Here is a 19,471-nt window from a genome sequence, read left to right as displayed (position 1 = left end):
GTTGTCGTGGAGGACGCGCCGGTTTCGCCGCCATTCGTCCGAAGGAAGCGCGCCATGTCCGACGCCATCTCTTTTCTCGCTCCGCGTGCCGATGTGCTCGCCCGCCGCCGCCAGATCGTCGGCGATCTCGTCGACCTGCTGCCGCCCGAATGTCTCGTTCATGAAGCGCGCGAACTCGTGCCCTTCGAAACCGACGCATTCGTTGCCTATCGCCGTGTGCCGCTTGCCGTCGCCTTGCCGCGCACCACCGCCGAAGTCGCGGCCGTGATGAAATATTGCCATCGCTACGGCATTCCGGTCGTGCCGCGCGGGGCAGGCACGTCGCTCTCGGGCGGCGCCATCCCGCAGGAGGATGCGGTCGTGATAGGCCTTTCGAAGATGAATCGCATTCTGGAGGTCGATTATCAAAACCGCGCGGCCGTCGTCCAAGCAGGTGTCACCAACCTCAACATCTCAGAATCCGTCTCCGCGGACGGCTTCTTCTATGCACCCGATCCTAGTTCGCAATTGGCCTGTACCATCGGCGGCAACATTGGCATGAACTCCGGCGGCGCGCACTGCCTGAAATACGGCGTCACGACCAACAACCTGCTCGGCGTGAAGATGGTGCTGACGGATGGAACCGTCATCGAGCTCGGTGGCAAGGCGCTGGATGCCGGAGGTTACGACCTGCTGGGGTTGGTCTGCGGCCACGAGGGCCAACTCGGCATCGTCACCGAAGCGACGGTCCGTCTGATCGCCAAGCCCGAGGGCGCACGGCCGGTGCTCTTCGGTTTCGATACGTCCGAGGAGGCAGGCTCCTGTGTTGCCGATATCATCGCGGCGGGCATCATCCCCGTGGCGATCGAGTTCATGGATAAGCCGGCGATCGAGATATGCGAGGCCTTTGCCCATGCGGGGTACCCACTCGATGCCGGCGCGCTGCTGATCGTCGAGGTCGAGGGCTCGGAGGCGGAAATGGACGACACGCTGAAAAGCATCGTCGAGATTGCCCGCCGCCATGGCGTAAAGACCATCCGCGAAAGCCAGTCAGCGACGGAGGCGGCGCAGATATGGAAGGGCCGCAAGTCCGCATTCGGGGCCACGGGCCGGGTCGCGGACTATATCTGCATGGATGGCACGGTGCCGCTCAGTCAGCTTTCCTACGTGCTGAAAAAGACGTCGGAGATTGTCGATTCCTACGGCCTGCGCGTCGCAAACGTCTTTCACGCCGGCGATGGCAACATGCACCCTTTGATCCTTTTCAATGCCAACGATCCGGAAGACGCAGCGCGCGCGGAGGCCGCGGGCAACGACATCCTGAAGCTCTGCGTCGATGCCGGCGGCTGTCTCACGGGCGAACATGGCGTCGGTATAGAGAAGCGCGATCTGATGCGGCATCAATTCTCCGACGTGGATCTCTCCCAGCAGATGGCGGTGCGCGCCGCCTTCGATCCCGGCTGGCTGCTCAATCCATCCAAGGTCTTTCCGCTAGACGGACGCGGCGCCACATGACCGATTTTCTGCCGGAGACGGAAGAGGACGCAGCCTCGATCATCCGTGAACACGCGACCGCGGGCAGGGCGCTTGCCGTATGTGGCGGCAACACGCGCTCGGGCTTCGGCAATGCCGTGAAGGCGGAGGACCGGTTGTGCTCGACTGGTCTGACCGGGATCGTCTCGTACAATCCCGGCGAGATGGTCATGACCGTGCGTGCCGGAACGCCGCTTGCGGAGGTCGAGGCGGCGCTTGCGGGAAACGGCCAGATGCTGGCTTTCGAGGCGATGGACCACCGCCCAGTCATGGGCACGTCCGGTGAGCCGACCATCGGCGGCGTCTTTGCCGCCAACGTCTCCGGTCCTCGCCGCTTCGTTGCGGGCGCCGCACGCGACAGCCTGCTCGGCATCCGCTTCGTCAACGGCAAGGGCGAGATCGTCAAGGCGGGAGGACGGGTGATGAAGAACGTCACCGGCCTCGATCTCGTCAAGCTTCTCACCGGTTCGCACGGCACGCTCGGTTTATTGACGGAAGTCACCTTCCGCGTGCCGCCGCGGCCGAAAACAGAAGAGACGATCGTCATCTCCAGCCTCAACGACGCGGAAGCGGCGGGCGCGATGGCCGCGGCGATGGCGCAGCCAGTCGAGGTCTCAGGGGCTGCTCACCTTCCCTTGACCGTTACCTGGAAATTCCTTGGCGGCAAGCTGCCGGAGGGCGAGGCGACCATTCTCAGGATCGAAGGTCTGCCTGGCTCCGTCGAAGCGCGCGCGGAAAAGCTGGCCTCGGCGATGTCGGTCTTCGGCACGGTCGCGAGATTGGGTGAGTTCGCCAGCCGCCAGCTCTGGCGCGAAATCCGCGATGTGCTTCCTTATGCTGATGCAACGATGCGTCCGGTCTGGCGCGCGTCCGTCGCCCCGACCATCGGCCATCAGCTCGTCGCCGCCCTCCGCCTCGAAGTCGGCGTCGATGCGTTTTACGACTGGCAGGGCGGCTTGGTCTGGATGCGAATGGAGGCCGATCCGGAGGCGGAGCTGATCCGCCGCTTCGTCAAGGCGCTCGGAGGCGGCCATGTCACGCTGATCCGGGCAAGTGACACGGCGCGCGCTGCCGTGTCGGCGTTCCAGCCGCAGCCTGAAGCCGTCGCGCAGCTTTCGGCGCGGGTGAAGGAGAAATTCGATCCCGCGGGAATACTCAATCCGGGAAAGATGGGGTGATATGATGGCCGTTATCCGATCGTGGCAGCACCCCCCTCTGTCCCTATGGGACATCTCCCCCACAAGGGGGGAGATCGGCACAAGACTGGTTGCCCAACTTCCGCACCCGCGTGCCCTGAAAGACAATGAGCCCGCCTCATTCGATCTCCCCCCTTTTGGGGGAGATGTCCGGCAGGACAGAGGGCGGTATGCCTCCCTACGGCCGGGAGTTGCCTGATGCAAACCAACTTTACCGCCGAGCAGCTAACCGATCCGCACGTCGCCGAATCCGAGAAGATCCTGCGCAAATGCGTGCATTGCGGCTTCTGTACCGCGACTTGTCCCACCTATGTGACGCTCGGCAACGAGCTCGACAGCCCGCGTGGCCGCATCTATCTCATCAAGGACATGCTGGAGAACGGCCGGGCTGCGGATGCCGAAGTGGTCATGCATATCGACCGCTGTCTTTCCTGCCTTGCCTGTGTGACGACCTGTCCATCCGGCGTCGACTACATGCATCTCGTCGATCATGCCCGGGCGCATATCGAGAAGACCTATAAACGTCCGTTCATGAACCGGGTCACGCGCGGCATTCTGGCGGCGGTGCTGCCCTATCCGGGCCGCTTCCGCTTGGCATTGAAGCTTGCGCAGGTCGGTAGACCGCTCAAGGGTCTGATGCGTGCGCCGGCCTTGAAGCCCTTTGCCGCGATGCTGGCGCTTGCGCCGCGGCACATTCCAGCGCCGTCGCCCTTCTCACGGCCTGCGGTCCATGCTCCGAAGGTGGAAATGCGCGGCCGGGTCGCGATCCTGACCGGCTGCGCCCAGCCGGTCCTCGATCCCGCCATCAACGAAGCGGCGATCAGGCTTTTGACGCGCTTCGGCATCGAGGTCGTGACGCCTCTTGGTGAGGTCTGCTGCGGCTCGCTGGTGCATCACATGGGCCGCGAGGAGCAGGCGCTTGCAAGCGCAAGAGCGAATGTCGACGTCTGGATGCGCGAGATCGAAAAGGGCGGTCTGGACGCAATCATCATCACCGCCTCCGGCTGCGGCACGACGATTAAGGACTACGGCCATATGCTCCGCCTCGATCCCGCCTATGCGGAAAAGGCGGCGCGCATCTCGGCACTGGCAAAGGACGTCACGGAATACCTGGCCTCGCTGGACCTGCCTGCCACTATTCCGAAGGGCCTGACGGTCGCCTATCATTCTGCCTGCTCCATGCAGCACGGCCAGAAGATCACCATGGCGCCGAAACAGCTTCTGAAAGCGGCCGGATTCACGGTGCGCGATCCGGCGGAAGGTCATCTCTGTTGCGGCTCAGCCGGAACCTATAACATCATGCAGCCGGATATCTCTGAGGTACTGAAGGCGCGCAAGGTGAAGAATATCGAGGTGACGAAGCCGGATGTGATCGCGACCGGCAATATCGGCTGCATCACGCAGATCGCCACCGGTACGGCGATCCCAATCCTGCATACGGTTGAATTGCTTGATTGGGCCTATGGTGGCGATATACCGCAAAAATTAAGAGGTTTTCCGCTAGCGTGAGACCGGCCGGTTTTCGGCCGGTCACGGAGTTCGGCGCTATGCGGCGTACAGTCACTTTGCTTGCAGGTTTGCTTGGCGCGACAGGTGCCGCTCACGCCGACAGCCGCTTCTTTTGCTCGACGGACGATAATAGCGCCCGGTTCACGATCGAAAGCGGCTTCCAGGACGAGGCAGGCCATAAGCTTAATCATTTCCGCGGCGCGCTGTTGGTCAAGAACGCCTCGGTTCCCGGGGCTTTCAGGAAACGCGTGTTCGATTCCAGCAAACTGACGAACCGCTGGTCGCATGACGGTGAACTCCGCCTCGAGATTTTCGATGATGGCGGCGAAGACGCCAAAGGTCAGTCGCTGAGCCTCGTCATTCTGGCCGCAGGCCGCGGGAAGAACTTTTCAGGTACCTACGGACTGATGATCAGCGGGGACGGAAAGCCGTTCACCGCCAGCGGCAAGGTCAGCTGCGGCTCCAAGTGAGCCGCGCCGGGTTGAACAGGCCGTAACAATTTCACCTGACGTCGATATGAAAGGGCGGCGCAAAGCCGCCCTCGTCATCAGGTCATCAGCGACGTATCAGCCGCCACCGAAGACAGTGCGCAGCACGTCGATGCCCCTGTCCTGGAACGCGACGTTGCCCTGCTTGTTGCCGGGGCCGATGACGATCACCTTCGTGCCGACCGGAGCGCGTGAATAAAGGTGCATGACGTCGTTGTTCATCATGCGGATGCAGCCGGAAGACATATTGAGGCCGATCGTCCAGGGCTGATTGGTGCCGTGGATGCGAAAAATGGTGTCGCGGCCGCCCTTATAGAGATACATGGCGCGTGCACCGAGCGGATTGTCCTCGCCGCCCTCCTGGAAGGCCGGAATGATGTGGCCCTTGCGGGCTTCGCGGACACGCATCTCGGCTGGCGGCGTCCAGCTCGGCCATTCTGCCTTGCGGCCGACCTTGACGACGCCCGACCAGCCGAAGCCGTCGCGGCCGACACCAATGCCGTAGCGCGTGGCGCGGTTCTTCGACTCGACGAAGTAGAGATACTTGTTGTTGGTATCGACGATGATCGTCCCGGGTGCTTCGTCGGTTACGAGCCGCACGAGCTTGCGCTTATATTGCGGCTTGACGAACTTCGATTGCGCGACGCGGACGACCGGCGCTGCATCGCGCGCCGGTTGGGCAACGGCGGGCGTTATTGCGACGGAAAACGCAATGCCGGCGGCCATGAGGCCGGAGGCGACTTTCAGCATGATTGATTCCCCTCAAAAGCACGATCGGGCTGAAGCTACCTGAACTTCAGCCCGATTCAAGATCAGTTGCCGCCACTATGGCAATTTTTGAGTGTGCTGGCCGGCTGTTCTTGCAGAGCGGAACTAAATTCCGGCCGTTACATGACGATGACGCGCGTACCCACGGTGACGCGTTCGTAAAGGTCGACAACGTCTTCGTTGCGCAGGCGGATGCAGCCGGAGGAAACGGCGCTGCCGATCGTCCAGGGCGCGTTGGTGCCGTGGATACGGTAGAGCGTCGAGCCGAGATACATGGCGCGGGAGCCGAGCGGGTTCTCCGGGCCGCCATCCATGCGTGCGGGCAGGTAATGCCCTTTCGCGGCTTCGCGGCTGATCATGTCGGAAGGTGGCGTCCAAATCGGCCATTCCGATTTGCGGGTGATCTTGTGCACGCCGGCCCACTCGAAGCCCGGCTTGCCGACGCCGACGCCATAACGTCGCGCCTTGCCGTTCGCCATCACGAGATAGAGAAAGCGGTTGTTGGTGTCGATGACGATCGTCCCCGGTCTTTCCTTGGTCTGGTATTCGACCATCTGCGGTAGATATTGCGGCTCGATCTGATGGCGGATCACCGGGACTCCGGGATGAACGGACGCGACCTGCTGCGCAGCCGGTGCGCGGCGGAAGAACCGGCGCTGGAAGAAGCCGAAGCCACGCTGCTGTACGGCAGGGCGCTGATAGACGACAGGGCGGACGCTACCGCCGCCGAGTTGGTTGAGCCACGGCGCGGTGAGATCGGGGCTGAGAACGACGGGCGGGCGGCTCGCATAACGATCGTCGCCGAGCGTCGGTGAGGCAAGAAGGCCAATCAGGCCGGCGGCAATCAAGATGGATTTCATCATCGGACGGGCTCTCTACAAAATGGCCGAAAATGCATGAAGGCGGCATTTCCCGCCTGCTGGGATGCTGCCACCATCCCGCGAGCGAATGGTAAAGATCGATTCATTGGAAGCCGGCCGGCGGAATAAACTTTTCGTCAGGGTTACTGTTCGGTTTGGAAACAAGGTTGGCAAATGGTAAAGCCCGATTTTCGAGTGCAGGAGCTGCGGAGAAGAATGAGCGAATCGGGCACTATCACCGGCGAAGACGGCAAGAGCCGCTGCCATTGGCACGCCAATCTCCCCGACTACATGCGTTATCATGATGAGGAATGGGGCCGTCCCGTGACCGATGATATCCGGCTCTTCGAGAAAATATGCCTCGAGGGTTTTCAGTCGGGTCTCTCCTGGCTGACGATTCTGCGCAAGCGCGAGAATTTCCGCGCCGCCTTCGCAGGCTTCGATTTCGAAAAGATCGCGCTCTTCGACGAGCGGGATATCGAGCGCTGCCTCGCCGACCCCGGAATCGTCCGCCACCGCGGCAAGATTGTGTCAACGATCAACAATGCCAGGCGCGCGATCGCGCTACGGACCGAATTCGGCTCGCTCGCGCATTACTTCTGGAGCTACGAGCCGCAACTTCACGAACGTCCGACCCGTGTTGACCGCCAGCATGTGGCGGCCAATCCGACGACGCCGGTTTCTATCAGGATATCGAAGGATTTGAAGAAGCGCGGCTGGACCTTTGTCGGTCCGACCACAGTTTATGCCTTCATGCAGGCAATGGGTCTCGTCAACGATCACATCGAAGGCTGCTTCTGCCGAGCCGAAGTGGAGGCGATGCGCGCGGCATTGCTACGCCCATGAAAGCTTGGATCGGAACTGTTGCGGCAGTCCTTTTGTCCGCTACGGCGGCATTTGCCCAGGCGCCGCAGCTCGATCCCGGCGAGAAGCTGGAGAAGCTCCAGTTTCCGGCCGTTACCATGCAGATCAAAGGCTGGACCAAATTCGGCAACAGCCATGTCTATACCCTGCCGGTGCGCGCCGGCCAGCACGTGAAGATCAGTTTCACGACCAAGAGCCAGTTCGCCTTTCTTGCGATCTTCGACCTTTCGAAGCCGGATGACGAAGCCTTCTTCGGCACCGACGAGGACGGCACGACGCTTGATGTGACCGTAAAGGAAAACACCACGTGGTTTCTGCGGCCTTATTATTCCAAGGCCTCGCCGCGCCGTGGCCTTGGAGCGCCCTATACCCTGCTCGTCGAGCCTCAGCCAGCCGGCGAGCCGCAGCCCGCCCCCCCGCAAGAGCCTGAGCGCCCTTCGCTTTTTCCGCCCGCCCCTTCGAAATCCGGCACCGACGAATAGGTCAGGGTAATCCGTCGAGCAGGCCGCGAAGCTCGCCGAGATGGGCGATCTTGCGAAAGCGCGGCGCATCCTTCGGTTCATCGACGTGCTCGAGAACCCAGGTCAGCTCATGTGGCACGAAGACGCCGTAACTGCCGGCGGCAATTGCCGGCACGATGTCGGATTTCAGTGAATTGCCGACCATCATCGCCCGTTCCGCTCCATCGCCGACCTTCGAGAAAATCCGGCGATAGGTGACCGCGGTCTTCTCTGAGACGATCTCGACGGCATCGAAGAAATCGCCGAGGCCGGATTGGGCGAGCTTGCGTTCCTGGTCGAACAGGTCGCCTTTGGTGATCAGTACCAGCAAATAATTTCCGGCCAGCGCTTCCAGCGTCTCGCGCACATGCGGCATGGTCTCGACCGGATGGGACAGAAGATCGCGGCCCGTATCGAGAATTTGCGCGATCACGCTCGTCGGCACTTTGCCTTCGGTGATTTCGATCGCCGTCTCGATCATCGACAGCGTGAAGCCTTTTATGCCAAAGCCATAGTGGCTGAGGTTGCGCTTTTCGGATTCCAGCAGGCGTTCCGAAATCTTCGGACCCTCGGCGAAATCGGCGAGCAATTCCCTGAAGTGCTCTTCGCTCAGCCGGTAGTATTGTTCGTTCTGCCAGAGCGTGTCATCGGCATCGAAGCCAATCGTCGTCAGCGCATGCTTGCTCATCTCAGGCTCCTGCAACCCATGAAGCCGCAATCTATTGAGCGGCCGCTTCGAGACAAGGGCTCTTGCTTTTTCGTCGCAGCACGCTGCAGCGGCGTTGAAAAGCAAACAATCGGGATTAGGTAAATAACGCCTACCCTGCAGCCAGCCCGGCTGTGCATGATACGTGCAGGCCAATAACCAAAAAATATCGTTCAGCAGTCCGCAAGCGCCCGCCTGCGGCCGACACAAGGAAATTTCTCCATGCGATACAACCAACTCGGAAATACGGGGCTTTTCGTCTCGGAAATCTGCCTCGGCACCATGACATTCGGCGAAGCGGTCGGCGGCACAATGTGGGCCTCCATTGCCGACGTCGACCAGAAGGCGGCGGATCAGATCGTCGCGCGCTCGCTTCAAGCCGGTGTCAATTTCATCGATACCGCTGACGTATACTCCTCTGGCGAGTCCGAAAGGTTGCTCGGCCAAGCGCTGAAGAACCTCGACGTCCCACGCAAGGACGTCGTCATCGCCACCAAGGTTTACGGCGTGATGGGCGACAAGCCGAACGACCGCGGCGCGTCGCGTGGCCACATCATGGATTCCGTCGAAGCCAGCCTGAAGCGGTTGCAGACGGATCACATCGATCTCTATCAGATCCATGCAACCGATCCCGTGACGCCGATCGACGAGACGTTGCGTGCTCTCGACGATCTCATCTCACGCGGTCTGGTGCGCTATATCGGCGTCTCCAACTGGCAGGCATGGCGGATCGCCAAGGCGCTCGGCATTTCCGAACGCCGCGGGTTTGCCCGCTTTGAGACCGTCCAGGCCTACTACTCCATCGCCGGCCGCGATCTCGAACGCGAAATCGTGCCGCTGATGAATGAAGAGAAGATCGGGCTGATGGTCTGGTCGCCGCTCGCCGGCGGACTGCTCTCCGGGAAGTTTGGCCCGGGCGCGCCTGGCAACGGCGAAGGCCGCCGCGCCAGTTTCGACTTCCCGCCGGTGGACAAGGACAGAGCCTGGGCCTGTGTTGCCGTCATGCGCGAGATCGCCGAAAAACACGGCAGCAGCGTTGCGACCGTCGCACTCGCCTATGTTCTCGCCAAGCCCTTCGTCACCAGCGTCATCATCGGCGCCAGACGCATCGATCAACTCGACCAGAACCTCGCCGCCGTCAAGCTGAAGCTCGATGCCGGCGACATGCAAAAGCTCGATGAGGTCAGCGCGCTAGCACCGGAATATCCAGGCTGGATGCTGACCCGCCAGGGTGCCGCCCGCCGTCCGGAACCCTTCGAGCCGAACACCTGAGAATAGAAAACGGAAACGCCGATGCGTGAAGCATCGGCGTTTCCGTTGCCTTCGGCGGTTAGCTTATTTCGCGTGGGCCTTAAGCCAGGCGTTCATGTCTGCGATCTCCGCTTCCTGGGCCTTGATCACCGCTTCGGCGAGTTTGCGGATGTTCGGATCCTTGCCGTACTGCAGCTCGATCTTTGCCATGTCGATCGCACCCTGATGATGCGGGATCATGCTGCGAACGAAATCGGCATCGGCATCGCCGGTCATTTCAATCGCCATATCCTCGTGCATCTTGGCGTTCGCCTCGGCAAAGGCCTGGCTTGAAGGCCCCTGGTCGCCCGTCGGCTTGCTCATGTTCATCTGCATATTCATATGCATCGGCTTATCCTGGGCAAGCGCCGAGACGGCGAAGGCGAAGGCTGCAGTAAAGGCTATAATTTTCAAAGACATGGGATTTCCTTCCTCTGTCTGACAGGAGTGCTGATGCGCGGCAGATACCGCGCTTCGGTACACGGAAAGTATTGTCAGACGAGGCGGGGAGGCGGCGCGTGCGGGGCAGGACGAAGATCGGCGAGCGCATGCGCAACGCCCGGTGAAGGATAGGCGAAAACAGGTTTCGCGCTGGTATCGATCATGAGCGGCGGCGGTACGATAAGACATACAGCGCAAAAGGCCATATGCGCTGCGTCGCCTGTTGTGCAGGGATCCTTGCTCGTGTCAGTCTTTTCATGAGCGGGCATGTCCATACCGGCCATATCGCGATGAGTTTCGGCCACGATAGGCTGTTGCATCGACGCGCACACGGGGCAGCCTGCCAGCGCGGACATCGCGCTGTAGAGCAGCCAGCCGAAAAGCATCGTCGTGATGGCGAAGACACGCATGCCACCAAGATAGGCACGCCCCGTAGCGAAGCCAAGCGGCTCATGTGTGAATTTCAAAGCTTGGCCGCCCCGCGCAGTGCCTCGTTGATGCGGCCCTGCCAGCCTTTGCCGGTCGTCTTGAAGGCATCGATCATATCCGGATCGAGCCGCAGCGAGATCTGCCGCTTCGGTTTTTTCGACCCCCGGCCGCCCGCGCGAACGGCGGATGCCCTCGGCAAGCTCAGGGAAGACTTCGGCAAACGGGCGAGCCTTCTTGAGGTCCTCTTCAGTCCATTCGGGATTGTCGGAGACCTCGTCCCGGTGCTGCTTGGAATAGCCTCTGCCCACCATCAAGATCGGGAAAATCGAGAGCATGCTTGTCGATATTTGCCAGCCGTTTTGGCTCATCCCAGACAATTCTCATCCGCAGAATATACGATAAATCACTGATTGTATCGACGGTGGCCTGCAATTCAGTAGGCGGCAATGACCTTGTGGATGATCTGGTAGTCGGCGCTTTCTTCGCCGAGCGGTGCGACCGGCCATGACCAGTTGGCCCGGGCTGCAGGCGGCGCAATGCGATGCAATAGGTCGGCTTCTTCGTGGGTTTTGCCGTTGCGGTCGATGACGGCATAGGAGACGTCGGTGAGGAGGCAAGTTCGGCAGGGTAGGGCAGCCAAGCCGGATAGATGAGCGCCGAGCAGTCGCGCGACGGTGTCGTCCGGCATCCCGTTCGGCTGCTCCGCCTCGATACGCCGCTTCACGCCGCGGCCGATCTGCGAGAGCAGGTTCGCAGAGACGACGAAATCGAGATAGGGCACAGTCCGCAGGAAGCCGAGCGGGTCGGCGTTCTGCCCTGCCGCAACTTCGTCATAACCGGAGACATCGCGCTCGATCAGCCGGACATTGCGGTAGCCCTTCGCGTGCAGCCAAAGGCGCACCGAAGCAACGTGCAGGAGATCGACAAGAACGACCGTATCGAAACTCTTCGAAAGTGCGTCAATCGGCACGTCGCGGAGCAGGCCGGAGCCGAGCACGACGGCGGTGCGTTTCTGACGAAGGCCGTCCATCGCGGAGAGGATAGCTGTACGGCTGTTCTCCTCATGCGTCGCCCATTCGCGGCTGCAGCGCCGGGCGCGGGACCATAGATTGATAGAATAGCGGATGAACCTGCGGTTCGCCTTGCCGGTAACGGGCAGCGTCGCGAGATAGTGAAGCGCTTCAGTGATCATGGTCGGTCCCGCAATTCGGTGGGCTGCCCTTCGATCTTCGATTCCGGCTCACGCTTCAAGTCCCTTCGCCCTTGCCGCACCCCGCCCAATCCGCTAGGAAACCGCCACTGTCACGATTGAGCGGAATGCGTTGGAAATGAACGACAAGCAGAAGAAACCACAAAAGCTCAAGGCTCGCCTGCCGCGCGGCTTCATCGACCGTTCGGCCGCCGATATCCGCGCCGTCAACGAGATGACCGCGAAGATCCGCGAAGTCTACGAGCATTATGGTTTCGATCCCGTCGAAACGCCGCTCTTCGAATATACCGATGCGCTCGGCAAGTTCCTGCCGGACAGCGACCGCCCGAACGAGGGCGTCTTCTCACTGCAGGACGACGACGACCAGTGGATGAGCCTGCGCTACGACCTGACGGCGCCGCTCGCCCGCCACGTCGCGGAGAATTTCAACGAGATCCAGCTTCCCTACCGCACCTACCGCGCCGGCTACGTCTTCCGCAACGAAAAGCCGGGCCCCGGCCGCTTCCGCCAGTTCATGCAGTTCGACGCCGACACCGTCGGTGCCCCGGGCGTCCAGGCCGATGCCGAAATGTGCATGATGATGGCCGATACGCTGGAAGCGCTTGGCATCAAGCGCGGGGATTATGTGATCCGGGTGAATAACCGCAAGGTTCTTGACGGTCTGATGGAAAAGATCGAAGTGTCGGACCCCCTTCAGAAGCTTGCCGTTCTTCGCGCTCTGGATAAGCACGATAAGTTTGGTGCAGACGGCGTAATCCAGCTGTTGGGGACTGGCCGCAAAGATGAAAGTGGTGATTTCACTAAAGGTGCAGGTCTTGCTCAGACCCAAATCGGCCTGATCATTCCTTTTTTATCCGGCTCTGGCCTCACACCCGCAGATCAGTCTCGAAGCCGGGTCCGTCCGTTGATAGGACGCCCTTCCAAAGAAGACGACATCCTTTGGGTCGACAATTCTTGGAACTCCATCGAGGCTGCTAGGGGGACTGTGGGTGAAACGCCAAGCGGGAACGCCGGGATTGAGGAACTTGAGCTGATGTTGGCGCTGTTCGAACAGGCAGGATACGGGCCAGATCGAATAGCTATCAACACGACGATTATTCGCGGCCTCGAATACTACACCGGCCCGGTCTACGAAGCCGAACTCCTTTTCGACGTCACCAACGAAAAAGGCGAAAAGATCGTGTTCGGCTCCGTCGGCGGCGGCGGGCGTTACGACGGCCTCGTCTCCCGCTTCATGGGCCAGCCGGTTCCGGCGACGGGTTTCTCCATCGGCGTCTCGCGCCTGATGACGGCGCTGAAGAACCTCGGCAACCTCGGCCAGAGCGAGGTCATCGAGCCGGTGCTTGTCACCGTCATGGATGGCGATGTCGAAAGCATGGGCCGCTATCAGCGCATGACGCAAGAGCTGCGCGCCGCCGGCATCCGCGCCGAGATGTACCAGGGCAACTGGAAGAAATTCGGCAACCAACTGAAATATGCCGACCGCCGCGGCTGCCCGATCGCCATCATCCAGGGCGGCGACGAGCGTGCTGAGGGCGTCGTGCAGATCAAGGATCTGATCGAAGGCAAGCGCCTGTCCGGCGAGATCGAGGACAATGCCAGTTGGCGCGAGGCGCGTGTGGCGCAGGAAACCGCCGCCGAGGCAGATCTGGTGGCCAAGGTGAAAGAGATTTTGGCGGCGCAGACGGAGGATCGCGCGAGGGCGGGGTCGAATGCGTAGTTTTCCCCTCCCCAACCCTCCCCACAAAGGGGAGGGGGCATGTTGGCGGTTGGTGCTTGCCGTTCCATCCTTCTTGCGTTGCGGTGTTTTCCGCAGCGACGCAGCAGTTCTAACCCTCCCCCTTGTGGGGATGGTCGGAGCGAGGCGGAGGGGAGGGGTTTTCTCTTTCGGCGATCGCCACGGGTCCGGGAGGGGACTTTATTTGGGAGCCACCCCATGCCCCTGATCAACCTGCCCGACTTCGCCGGTGATCTCCTGGATGAATTTGCCGCCCGCAAGACGGAGCGGATCGATACGCCGGTCATCCAGCGGGCCGAGCCCTTCCTTGACATCGCTGGCGAGGATCTCCGCCGCCGCATCTTCATGACGGAGAGCGAGACGGGCGCTAGCCTCTGCCTGCGCCCGGAATTCACCATTCCCGTTTGCATTCGCCACATCGAGGCGGCGACCGGTACGCCGAAGCGCTATTCCTATCTCGGCGAGGTTTTCCGCCAGCGCCGCGAGGGCGGAAACGAATTCTATCAGGCAGGCATCGAAGACCTCGGCGACATCAATATCGCCAGCGCCGACGCCCGCGCAATCAGCGATGCGACCGATATTCTCGCACGGCTTCTTCCCGGCAAGCGCTTGTCAGTCACGCTTGGCGATCAAGCCGTTTTCGAAGCCGTGGTCCAGGCGCTCGGCCTGCCGCTCGGCTGGCAGAAGCGGCTGATCCACGCCTTCGGCAACATGGGCCAACTTGAAGCGCTGCTCGCAAGCCTCGTCAGCCCGCAATTCGTGACCGGCCTAGATGACGATGTCGCCCGGCTGGTTGCCGCCGACGACGAGGCGGCACTCATCGCCTACATTGACGCGACGATGCAGAGGACGGGTTATTCCTCGAACGCCAGCCGCTCGCCGGCAGAGATCGCCCGCCGCCTGAAGGAGAAACTGGTCCTTTCCGAAACGCGCCTCAATGACGCGGCCTTCCGCGTGCTGGAAGAGTTCCTGTCCCTCAGGGTGCCGCTTGTCAACGCGTCGGCTGCCCTGGCGGGCTTTGCCGATACTGCCGGCCTGAAGCTCGGCAACGCGCTCTCCCGCTTCGATGGCCGGGTGGCCGCCCTCGGCAATGCCGGAATCGACCTTGCCTCCATCGGCTATCGCGCCGCCTTCGGTCGCCCGCTCGATTATTACACCGGCCTTGTCTTCGAGGTGGGCATCCAAGGATCGTCCGCCGTGCTCGCAGGCGGCGGCCGCTTTGACAGGCTGTTGACGCTGCTGGGCGCCAGGGACCGCATTCCGGCCGTCGGCTTCTCGCTCTGGCTCGACCGCATCGAAACGGAAAGGGCGGCCCCATGACTATCACCATCGCGCTGCCCTCCAAGGGTCGGATGAAGGACGATGCCTCGGCGCTCTTCGAACGCGCCGGGATGACGATCGCCTCGGTCGGCAATGACCGCTCCTATCGCGGCCGTGTCGAGGGCTGGGACGACGTCGAGATCGCCTTCCTCTCCGCCTCTGAAATCTCGCGCGAACTCGGCAACGGTACGGTGGACTTCGGCGTGACCGGTGAAGACCTCGTGCGGGAAGGCCTGGCGGAAGCCGACAAACGGGTGGAGATCTGCGCCCGCCTCGGTTTCGGCCGCGCCGACGTGGTGGTGGCCGTTCCGGAGATTTGGCTCGATGTCGATACGATGGCCGATCTCGGCGACGTTGCGGCCGATTTCCGCGCCCGCCATGGCCGGCGTTTGGCGATCGCGACCAAGTACTGGCGGCTGACGCAGCAGTTCTTCTCCAGCCAGCATGGCATCCAGCTTTATCGTATCGTCGAAAGCCTTGGCGCGACGGAGGGGGCTCCCGCCTCCGGCTCGGCCGACATCATCGTCGACATCACCACGACGGGCTCCACCTTGAGGGCAAACCACTTGCGGGTGCTGAACGACGGCGTGATCCTGCGCTCGGAAGCCTGCCTTGTCCGCGCCCGCAAGGACAGTCACGCCAACGAGCCGTCTGTGGCAAGGATTGTCGACGCGGTCCGCAGCGCCCTTTAATTTCAGCGCAGACCAAATGAAAAACCCGCCGTCTTCCGACAGCGGGTTGTCTTATGTTTGGGAGGTGTTGCGCGCTTAGGCGGCGACGGCATATGCGCCGCGGCGTGCGTCGAGCGAATAGGTGCCTGGGCCGAAGGTGGCGAGGAGGATATAGGCGCCAGCCAGTGTCAGGTTCTTCATCAGCATGATCTGGTTGAGCAGGTTGATCCAGCCATTGGCTGCAGCCGGAAAATCCGGAAGGTTGATCGTGCCGCTGTGGAAGACGAACCCAGTGAAGGCGCAGAAGACGGCGAGCGCCCAGCCGGCGATGCGGGTCTGGAACCCAACGAGGACAGCAAGGCCCGCAACAAGCTCAAAGAGGCCAGCGGCAAAGGCCAGAAGCGTCGCGGCAGGAAGGCCGGCGCCGGCAATCATGCCGGCCGTACCGGCCGGATCGGCAAGCTTGCCGAAGCCGGACATGATGAACATGAACGAAAGCAGGATGCGGGCAACGAGAAGGACGATGTTATTGGTATTCGACATGGACGTGATCTCCGTTTGAATTGCTCTGGAGGTCCCCGTGCCCCGGCACCGCTTGAACCCCGATTGGCCGTTGTTGTCGCCTTTTTTACCTGCAGTGAAAAGATAAACAAAAGAGGATGGTTTGTTCACTAATCTGAAACGATCACTCCCGTTGAACGGCTTGTCTTTTGCTCCGCCGGTCTTCTATGTTCGGCCTCCAACCCCCAGGAGAAACCGCATGGCAGACCTTTCCGCATTTCCGATCACCAAGCGCTGGCCGGCGCAGAACCCGAATGTGGTTCAGCTTTATTCGCTGCAAACGCCGAACGGCGTGAAGGTATCGATCGCCCTGGAAGAACTTGGCCTGCCTTACGAGCCTCATTACATCTCCTTCGGAACCAACGATCAGAAGTCCGCCGAATTCCTCTCGCTCAATCCGAACGGCCGCATCCCGGCGATCATCGATCCGAACGGGCCGGGCGGAAAGCCGATCGGCCTTTTCGAATCCGGTGCGATTCTCGTCTATCTCGCGGAAAAGACCGGCCAACTCCTACCGCCGGATGCTGCGGGTCGCTACGAGACCACCCAGTGGGTATTCTTCCAGATGGCGAGCATCGGCCCGATGCTCGGCCAGTTCGGCCACTTCTACAAATTCGCGGCCGACAAGGTCGCCAACAATTCCTATCCGATGGAGCGTTACCGCGACGAAGCCAAGCGGCTGCTGAGCGTGCTGGAAGCTCGCCTGAAGGGACGGCAGTGGATCATGGGCGACGCCTACACCATCGCGGACATCACCACATTCCCATGGATTCGCGGCGCCGATGTCTTCTACGGCGGCCGGGAAGTCCTGGACTACGCGAAGTTCCCGTCCGTCATGGCCTGGCTCGATCGCTGCATCGCGCGCCCGGCCAGCGCCAACGGCCTGAACATCCCCGTGAAGCCGGAGGAGTAGTCCGGCCCAAAGGAAGAGGCCGGCCGCGGGACCGGTCTCTAAAATTTGCGGCTTTGCTTGACACGTAATCTTTTCGTAGCGGTTGTTCTTTATTTGTTCCGCCTCTCGTGCAATGTTCGCCTCTCCGAGGCGAGTCTGGGAGGTAGCAGATGGAAGACAAGCGCACTGCATTTCGCAAACTGCATGAAGCGCCGGGGGCGTTCATCATTCCAAATCCCTGGGATATCGGCACAGCCCGGATTTTAGCTGCCTTGGGTTTTGCCGCGCTCGCCACCACCAGCGCCGGCATGGCGTTTTCTCTGGGCGTCGCGGAGGGAGCCGTCTCACGAGAAGACACCTTGGACCATTGCCGATCCATCGTGGCCGCAACGCTGCTCCCCGTCTCAGCCGACCTCGAAAAAGGCTTCGGCGACAGTCCGGAGAGTGCTGCCGAGACAATACAAGCCGCTGCCAACGTCGGCCTCGCCGGATGTTCGCTTGAAGATCATACTGGCCGGCTCGATGATCCGATCTATGATTTCACACAGGCGGTAGAGCGCATAGAGGCCGCCGTCGAGGCCCGCCGTTCTCTGTCTCACGATTTCGTGCTGACGGCGCGCTGCGAGAATTTTCTATGGGGCCGCGCCGATCTCGATGACACGATCCGGCGACTGCACGCGTTCGAGAAAGCCGGAGCCGACGTGCTCTACGCACCCGGCCTTCATGACCTAGGCACGATCCGATTGGTTTGCGAGGCCGTGACGAAACCCGTCAACGTTGTGATGGGAATGCCCGGCGCAACATTCTGCGTAGCTGAGTTGGCGGAAGCGGGCGTTAAACGGATCAGCGTCGGTTCGGGGCTGGTGAGGCTCGCCTTCGGCACGTTCGTGAATGCGGCGCGGGAAATGCGATCGGCAGGTACCTTCCATTTCTCAGACCAGGCTATGGGCTTTGCGGAGTTGGAGGGGTTTTTCACCGGAGCGACCAAGGCATGAGAATGTCGCAGAACTCCCTGACATTCGCTTCCAATTCCGTTGTCGCTGAAAAGCCTTCTGCATTCTAGTTAAGGCCGGCCACAGGAGCGGCCGTTTCTATTCCTAGGAAGCGTGGCGGCCTGCGGTCTGGTTGGCGCCTTCCAGCTTGAAGCGTGGGAAGAGGAAGACTCCCGCCATGCTACCGCTGAATTTTTCCTCCACTCCGCTCGACTCGCCCATGCAGAAAACCGGCTGGAGCAGGCCGTTCGGCATGATGATCGTGGTGGAAAAACAGAAGGACGATGAAAGCGTTGCAGCTTGCTCGAAAAGCGCGAGGATATGGGCGCGATCTTTCGGATCGTAGCAGCGCAGCAGGCTCAGAAGGCCGCATTCCTGCATCGAAAAGCCATGCAGCATGCTGCTCCAATCGCCGAGGCGGATGATGCCGCTCGAAAATTCTCCGGTCCAGGACTCGGAAACCGAAAACTGCGCAAGCATTTCCTGGTTGTGATGGGCTAATTCCAGCGAGCCAGGCATCAAGGGGGCGGCAACAGTTGCTTTGGCGATCTTAAACAAGGGGTTCCCCGGTTCGGGCGCAGTCTTCGCTGCGCTGTAGTCTGAGCGAAACAGGGTCATACGGCGCCAGGCATCATGCCTGCGGTCTGGAACCTCGATCGCCGGCGGGGGCACTGAGGCTTGCTCTTGCTTATCGCGGAGACGTTCGTGGCCGAATGTTCGCGCATGTTACAATCGCGTTGCTGCGTCGCTGGCGGGCGAAAAACGTTCCTCGAACGCGCATCAATTGCAGCGCGGAGTTATAGGAGCTTTTCGCCAAACGGCAACGGCTTTTTCAAGGCCAATTCCCTAGCGCGCCAAGGCCGTGCGGCCGGCAACGCGTCCTGAAACAGCCGACAGAAGGTGAAAAATCCTCAATTTCTGATCGATTATGAGGAACTTCACATCTCAAAGCGGCAGTTTCTGCCTAGGCGAATGCGTCTCGGATCGGAATTTGAGCGCTTACCGAAAATCTGGCGGCGCAAGCTTGGCGCAAGCTCCAGACTGGTGGCGGCAGGAGAGCAGGCCAAGTTAAACGTTTTACCAAGTCGGCGGCTTTGCCCCTGCACATGCGCAGCTGTGGGTCGCGCTCAAAACAAAAAGGGCGGCCCGAAGACCGCCCTTCCTGAACTGAACCGGATGGCTCAGATGCGAGACCTCAGTCTCACATCATGTCCATACCGCCCATGCCGCCCATGCCGCCCGGCATGCCAGCCGGAGCGTCCTTCTTCGGCAGCTCGGCGATCATGGCTTCCGTGGTGATCAGCAGCGAAGCAACCGAAGCTGCGTTCTGCAGAGCCGTGCGGACGACCTTGACCGGGTCGACGATACCCATGGCGATCATATCGCCATATTCGCTCGTCTGGGCGTTGTAGCCGTAGTTGTCGTCATTTTTGTCGAGGATCTTGCCAACGACGATCGAAGCTTCGTCACCAGCGTTGTCAGCGATCTGGCGAACCAGCGACTGCAGCGACTTGCGAACGATGT

21 protein-coding genes are annotated in these 19,471 nt (G+C 61.2%); 12 read left to right on the top strand and 9 right to left on the bottom strand.

Going from position 1 to position 19,471, the window contains the following annotated elements:
- The first annotated feature begins 54 nt into the window (after positions 1–54).
- The 4 genes from BN1800_RS31100 (at position 55) to BN1800_RS31080 (ending at position 4,687) form a co-directional block, all read left to right on the top strand.
- Positions 55–1,494, top strand: coding sequence for an FAD-linked oxidase C-terminal domain-containing protein (locus BN1800_RS31100; RefSeq protein ID WP_087003077.1), 1,440 nt, complete (start codon positions 55–57; stop codon positions 1,492–1,494).
- A complete protein-coding gene (locus BN1800_RS31095) occupies positions 1,491–2,690 on the top strand; it encodes an FAD-binding protein (protein ID WP_087003074.1) in 1,200 nt (399 codons plus the stop codon). Before BN1800_RS31100 ends, BN1800_RS31095 begins: the two co-directional genes overlap by 4 nt.
- A 216-nt stretch (positions 2,691–2,906) precedes the next feature.
- Complete coding sequence (glcF, locus tag BN1800_RS31085; protein WP_087003070.1) at positions 2,907–4,217, top strand: glycolate oxidase subunit GlcF; 1,311 nt, start codon at positions 2,907–2,909, stop codon at positions 4,215–4,217.
- 38 nt (positions 4,218–4,255) lie between these two features.
- Complete coding sequence (locus BN1800_RS31080; RefSeq protein WP_087003067.1) at positions 4,256–4,687, top strand: hypothetical protein; 432 nt, start codon at positions 4,256–4,258, stop codon at positions 4,685–4,687.
- A 96-nt stretch (positions 4,688–4,783) separates the two neighbouring features.
- On the opposite strand, the gene BN1800_RS31075 is transcribed toward BN1800_RS31080, so the two are convergent.
- Complete coding sequence (locus BN1800_RS31075; RefSeq protein WP_027509996.1) at positions 4,784–5,455, bottom strand: L,D-transpeptidase; 672 nt, start codon at positions 5,453–5,455, stop codon at positions 4,784–4,786.
- Positions 5,456–5,592: 137 nt separating this feature from the next.
- Positions 5,593–6,336 (bottom strand): L,D-transpeptidase, encoded by a 744-nt coding sequence (locus BN1800_RS31070; RefSeq protein WP_087003064.1) that lies wholly within the window; start codon positions 6,334–6,336, stop codon positions 5,593–5,595.
- 213 nt (positions 6,337–6,549) lie between these two features.
- Between BN1800_RS31070 and BN1800_RS31065 the strand changes: the two genes are divergently transcribed.
- Together BN1800_RS31065 and BN1800_RS31060 are read left to right on the top strand one after the other, a co-directional pair.
- Positions 6,550–7,179, top strand: a complete 630-nt coding sequence (locus BN1800_RS31065; protein WP_087003061.1) for a DNA-3-methyladenine glycosylase I — start codon at positions 6,550–6,552, stop codon at positions 7,177–7,179.
- Positions 7,176–7,679 (top strand): hypothetical protein, encoded by a 504-nt coding sequence (locus tag BN1800_RS31060; protein ID WP_087003058.1) that lies wholly within the window; start codon positions 7,176–7,178, stop codon positions 7,677–7,679. Before BN1800_RS31065 ends, BN1800_RS31060 begins: the two co-directional genes overlap by 4 nt.
- A 1-nt stretch (position 7,680) precedes the next feature.
- Here BN1800_RS31060 and BN1800_RS31055 read toward each other — a convergent pair whose 3' ends face one another.
- The gene (locus tag BN1800_RS31055; RefSeq protein ID WP_087003055.1) at positions 7,681–8,385 is read right to left on the bottom strand and encodes an HAD family hydrolase; all 705 of its coding nucleotides are present in this window, start codon (positions 8,383–8,385) and stop codon (positions 7,681–7,683) included.
- Positions 8,386–8,625: 240 nt separating this feature from the next.
- Between BN1800_RS31055 and BN1800_RS31050 the strand changes: the two genes are divergently transcribed.
- The gene (locus BN1800_RS31050; protein WP_087003052.1) at positions 8,626–9,675 is read left to right on the top strand and encodes an aldo/keto reductase; all 1,050 of its coding nucleotides are present in this window, start codon (positions 8,626–8,628) and stop codon (positions 9,673–9,675) included.
- A 63-nt stretch (positions 9,676–9,738) separates the two neighbouring features.
- Here the strand turns inward: BN1800_RS31050 and copM are convergent, their stop codons facing one another.
- The 3 genes from copM to BN1800_RS31025 form a co-directional block, all read right to left on the bottom strand.
- On the bottom strand, positions 9,739–10,113 hold the full coding sequence (copM, locus tag BN1800_RS31045; RefSeq protein ID WP_087003049.1) for a CopM family metallochaperone: 375 nt from the start codon (positions 10,111–10,113) through the stop codon (positions 9,739–9,741).
- Positions 10,114–10,187: 74 nt separating this feature from the next.
- On the bottom strand, positions 10,188–10,544 hold the full coding sequence (locus BN1800_RS31040) for a hypothetical protein (RefSeq protein WP_087003152.1): 357 nt from the start codon (positions 10,542–10,544) through the stop codon (positions 10,188–10,190).
- 452 nt (positions 10,545–10,996) lie between these two features.
- Complete coding sequence (locus BN1800_RS31025) at positions 10,997–11,755, bottom strand: hypothetical protein (RefSeq protein WP_087003046.1); 759 nt, start codon at positions 11,753–11,755, stop codon at positions 10,997–10,999.
- Positions 11,756–11,891: 136 nt separating this feature from the next.
- Between BN1800_RS31025 and hisS the strand changes: the two genes are divergently transcribed.
- The 3 genes from hisS (at position 11,892) to hisG (ending at position 15,523) form a co-directional block, all read left to right on the top strand.
- On the top strand, positions 11,892–13,493 hold the full coding sequence (gene hisS, locus BN1800_RS31020) for a histidine--tRNA ligase (protein WP_087003044.1): 1,602 nt from the start codon (positions 11,892–11,894) through the stop codon (positions 13,491–13,493).
- A gap of 216 nt (positions 13,494–13,709) precedes the next feature.
- The gene (locus BN1800_RS31015) at positions 13,710–14,831 is read left to right on the top strand and encodes an ATP phosphoribosyltransferase regulatory subunit (protein WP_087003041.1); all 1,122 of its coding nucleotides are present in this window, start codon (positions 13,710–13,712) and stop codon (positions 14,829–14,831) included.
- Complete coding sequence (hisG, locus tag BN1800_RS31010) at positions 14,828–15,523, top strand: ATP phosphoribosyltransferase (RefSeq protein ID WP_027510007.1); 696 nt, start codon at positions 14,828–14,830, stop codon at positions 15,521–15,523. The genes BN1800_RS31015 and hisG overlap by 4 nt, the downstream gene beginning before the upstream one ends.
- Before the next feature lie 75 nt (positions 15,524–15,598).
- Here hisG and BN1800_RS31005 read toward each other — a convergent pair whose 3' ends face one another.
- The gene (locus BN1800_RS31005) at positions 15,599–16,045 is read right to left on the bottom strand and encodes a DoxX family protein (RefSeq protein WP_087003038.1); all 447 of its coding nucleotides are present in this window, start codon (positions 16,043–16,045) and stop codon (positions 15,599–15,601) included.
- Between the two features lie 217 nt (positions 16,046–16,262).
- Between BN1800_RS31005 and BN1800_RS31000 the strand changes: the two genes are divergently transcribed.
- Both BN1800_RS31000 and BN1800_RS30995 read left to right on the top strand, forming a co-directional pair.
- Positions 16,263–16,976, top strand: coding sequence for a glutathione binding-like protein (locus BN1800_RS31000; protein ID WP_027510009.1), 714 nt, complete (start codon positions 16,263–16,265; stop codon positions 16,974–16,976).
- A gap of 149 nt (positions 16,977–17,125) precedes the next feature.
- Positions 17,126–17,950: an isocitrate lyase/PEP mutase family protein gene (locus BN1800_RS30995; protein ID WP_087003035.1), complete on the top strand. Its 825-nt coding sequence runs from the start codon at positions 17,126–17,128 to the stop codon at positions 17,948–17,950.
- A 102-nt stretch (positions 17,951–18,052) separates the two neighbouring features.
- On the opposite strand, the gene BN1800_RS30990 is transcribed toward BN1800_RS30995, so the two are convergent.
- Entirely contained in the window at positions 18,053–18,505 is a 453-nt protein-coding gene (locus BN1800_RS30990; protein WP_027510010.1) for a hypothetical protein, read from the bottom strand.
- A 643-nt stretch (positions 18,506–19,148) separates the two neighbouring features.
- Positions 19,149–19,471, bottom strand: a 323-nt coding sequence (locus BN1800_RS30985) for a TCP-1/cpn60 chaperonin family protein (RefSeq protein WP_280173980.1), incomplete at its 5' end; no start/stop codon positions are given.

The sequence above is a fragment of the Rhizobium sullae genome (assembly GCF_900169785.1).
GTDB lineage: Bacteria > Pseudomonadota > Alphaproteobacteria > Rhizobiales > Rhizobiaceae > Rhizobium > Rhizobium sullae.
This window is presented reverse-complemented; position numbering and strand designations above follow the sequence as displayed.

Bases quoted from the DNA above. Each gene is read 5' to 3' on its own strand.
- BN1800_RS31100 (WP_087003077.1), top strand. From the start codon at position 55: ATGTCCGACGCCATCTCTTTTCTCGCTCCGCGTGCCGATGTGCTCGCC.
- BN1800_RS31095 (WP_087003074.1), top strand. From the start codon at position 1,491: ATGACCGATTTTCTGCCGGAGACGGAAGAGGACGCAGCCTCGATCATC.
- glcF (WP_087003070.1), top strand. From the start codon at position 2,907: ATGCAAACCAACTTTACCGCCGAGCAGCTAACCGATCCGCACGTCGCC.
- BN1800_RS31080 (WP_087003067.1), top strand. From the start codon at position 4,256: ATGCGGCGTACAGTCACTTTGCTTGCAGGTTTGCTTGGCGCGACAGGT.
- BN1800_RS31075 (WP_027509996.1), bottom strand. From the start codon at position 5,455: ATGCTGAAAGTCGCCTCCGGCCTCATGGCCGCCGGCATTGCGTTTTCC.
- BN1800_RS31070 (WP_087003064.1), bottom strand. From the start codon at position 6,336: ATGATGAAATCCATCTTGATTGCCGCCGGCCTGATTGGCCTTCTTGCC.
- BN1800_RS31065 (WP_087003061.1), top strand. From the start codon at position 6,550: ATGAGCGAATCGGGCACTATCACCGGCGAAGACGGCAAGAGCCGCTGC.
- BN1800_RS31060 (WP_087003058.1), top strand. From the start codon at position 7,176: ATGAAAGCTTGGATCGGAACTGTTGCGGCAGTCCTTTTGTCCGCTACG.
- BN1800_RS31055 (WP_087003055.1), bottom strand. From the start codon at position 8,385: ATGAGCAAGCATGCGCTGACGACGATTGGCTTCGATGCCGATGACACG.
- BN1800_RS31050 (WP_087003052.1), top strand. From the start codon at position 8,626: ATGCGATACAACCAACTCGGAAATACGGGGCTTTTCGTCTCGGAAATC.
- copM (WP_087003049.1), bottom strand. From the start codon at position 10,113: ATGTCTTTGAAAATTATAGCCTTTACTGCAGCCTTCGCCTTCGCCGTC.
- BN1800_RS31040 (WP_087003152.1), bottom strand. From the start codon at position 10,544: ATGCGTGTCTTCGCCATCACGACGATGCTTTTCGGCTGGCTGCTCTAC.
- BN1800_RS31025 (WP_087003046.1), bottom strand. From the start codon at position 11,755: ATGATCACTGAAGCGCTTCACTATCTCGCGACGCTGCCCGTTACCGGC.
- hisS (WP_087003044.1), top strand. From the start codon at position 11,892: ATGAACGACAAGCAGAAGAAACCACAAAAGCTCAAGGCTCGCCTGCCG.
- BN1800_RS31015 (WP_087003041.1), top strand. From the start codon at position 13,710: ATGCCCCTGATCAACCTGCCCGACTTCGCCGGTGATCTCCTGGATGAA.
- hisG (WP_027510007.1), top strand. From the start codon at position 14,828: ATGACTATCACCATCGCGCTGCCCTCCAAGGGTCGGATGAAGGACGAT.
- BN1800_RS31005 (WP_087003038.1), bottom strand. From the start codon at position 16,045: ATGTCGAATACCAATAACATCGTCCTTCTCGTTGCCCGCATCCTGCTT.
- BN1800_RS31000 (WP_027510009.1), top strand. From the start codon at position 16,263: ATGGCAGACCTTTCCGCATTTCCGATCACCAAGCGCTGGCCGGCGCAG.
- BN1800_RS30995 (WP_087003035.1), top strand. From the start codon at position 17,126: ATGGAAGACAAGCGCACTGCATTTCGCAAACTGCATGAAGCGCCGGGG.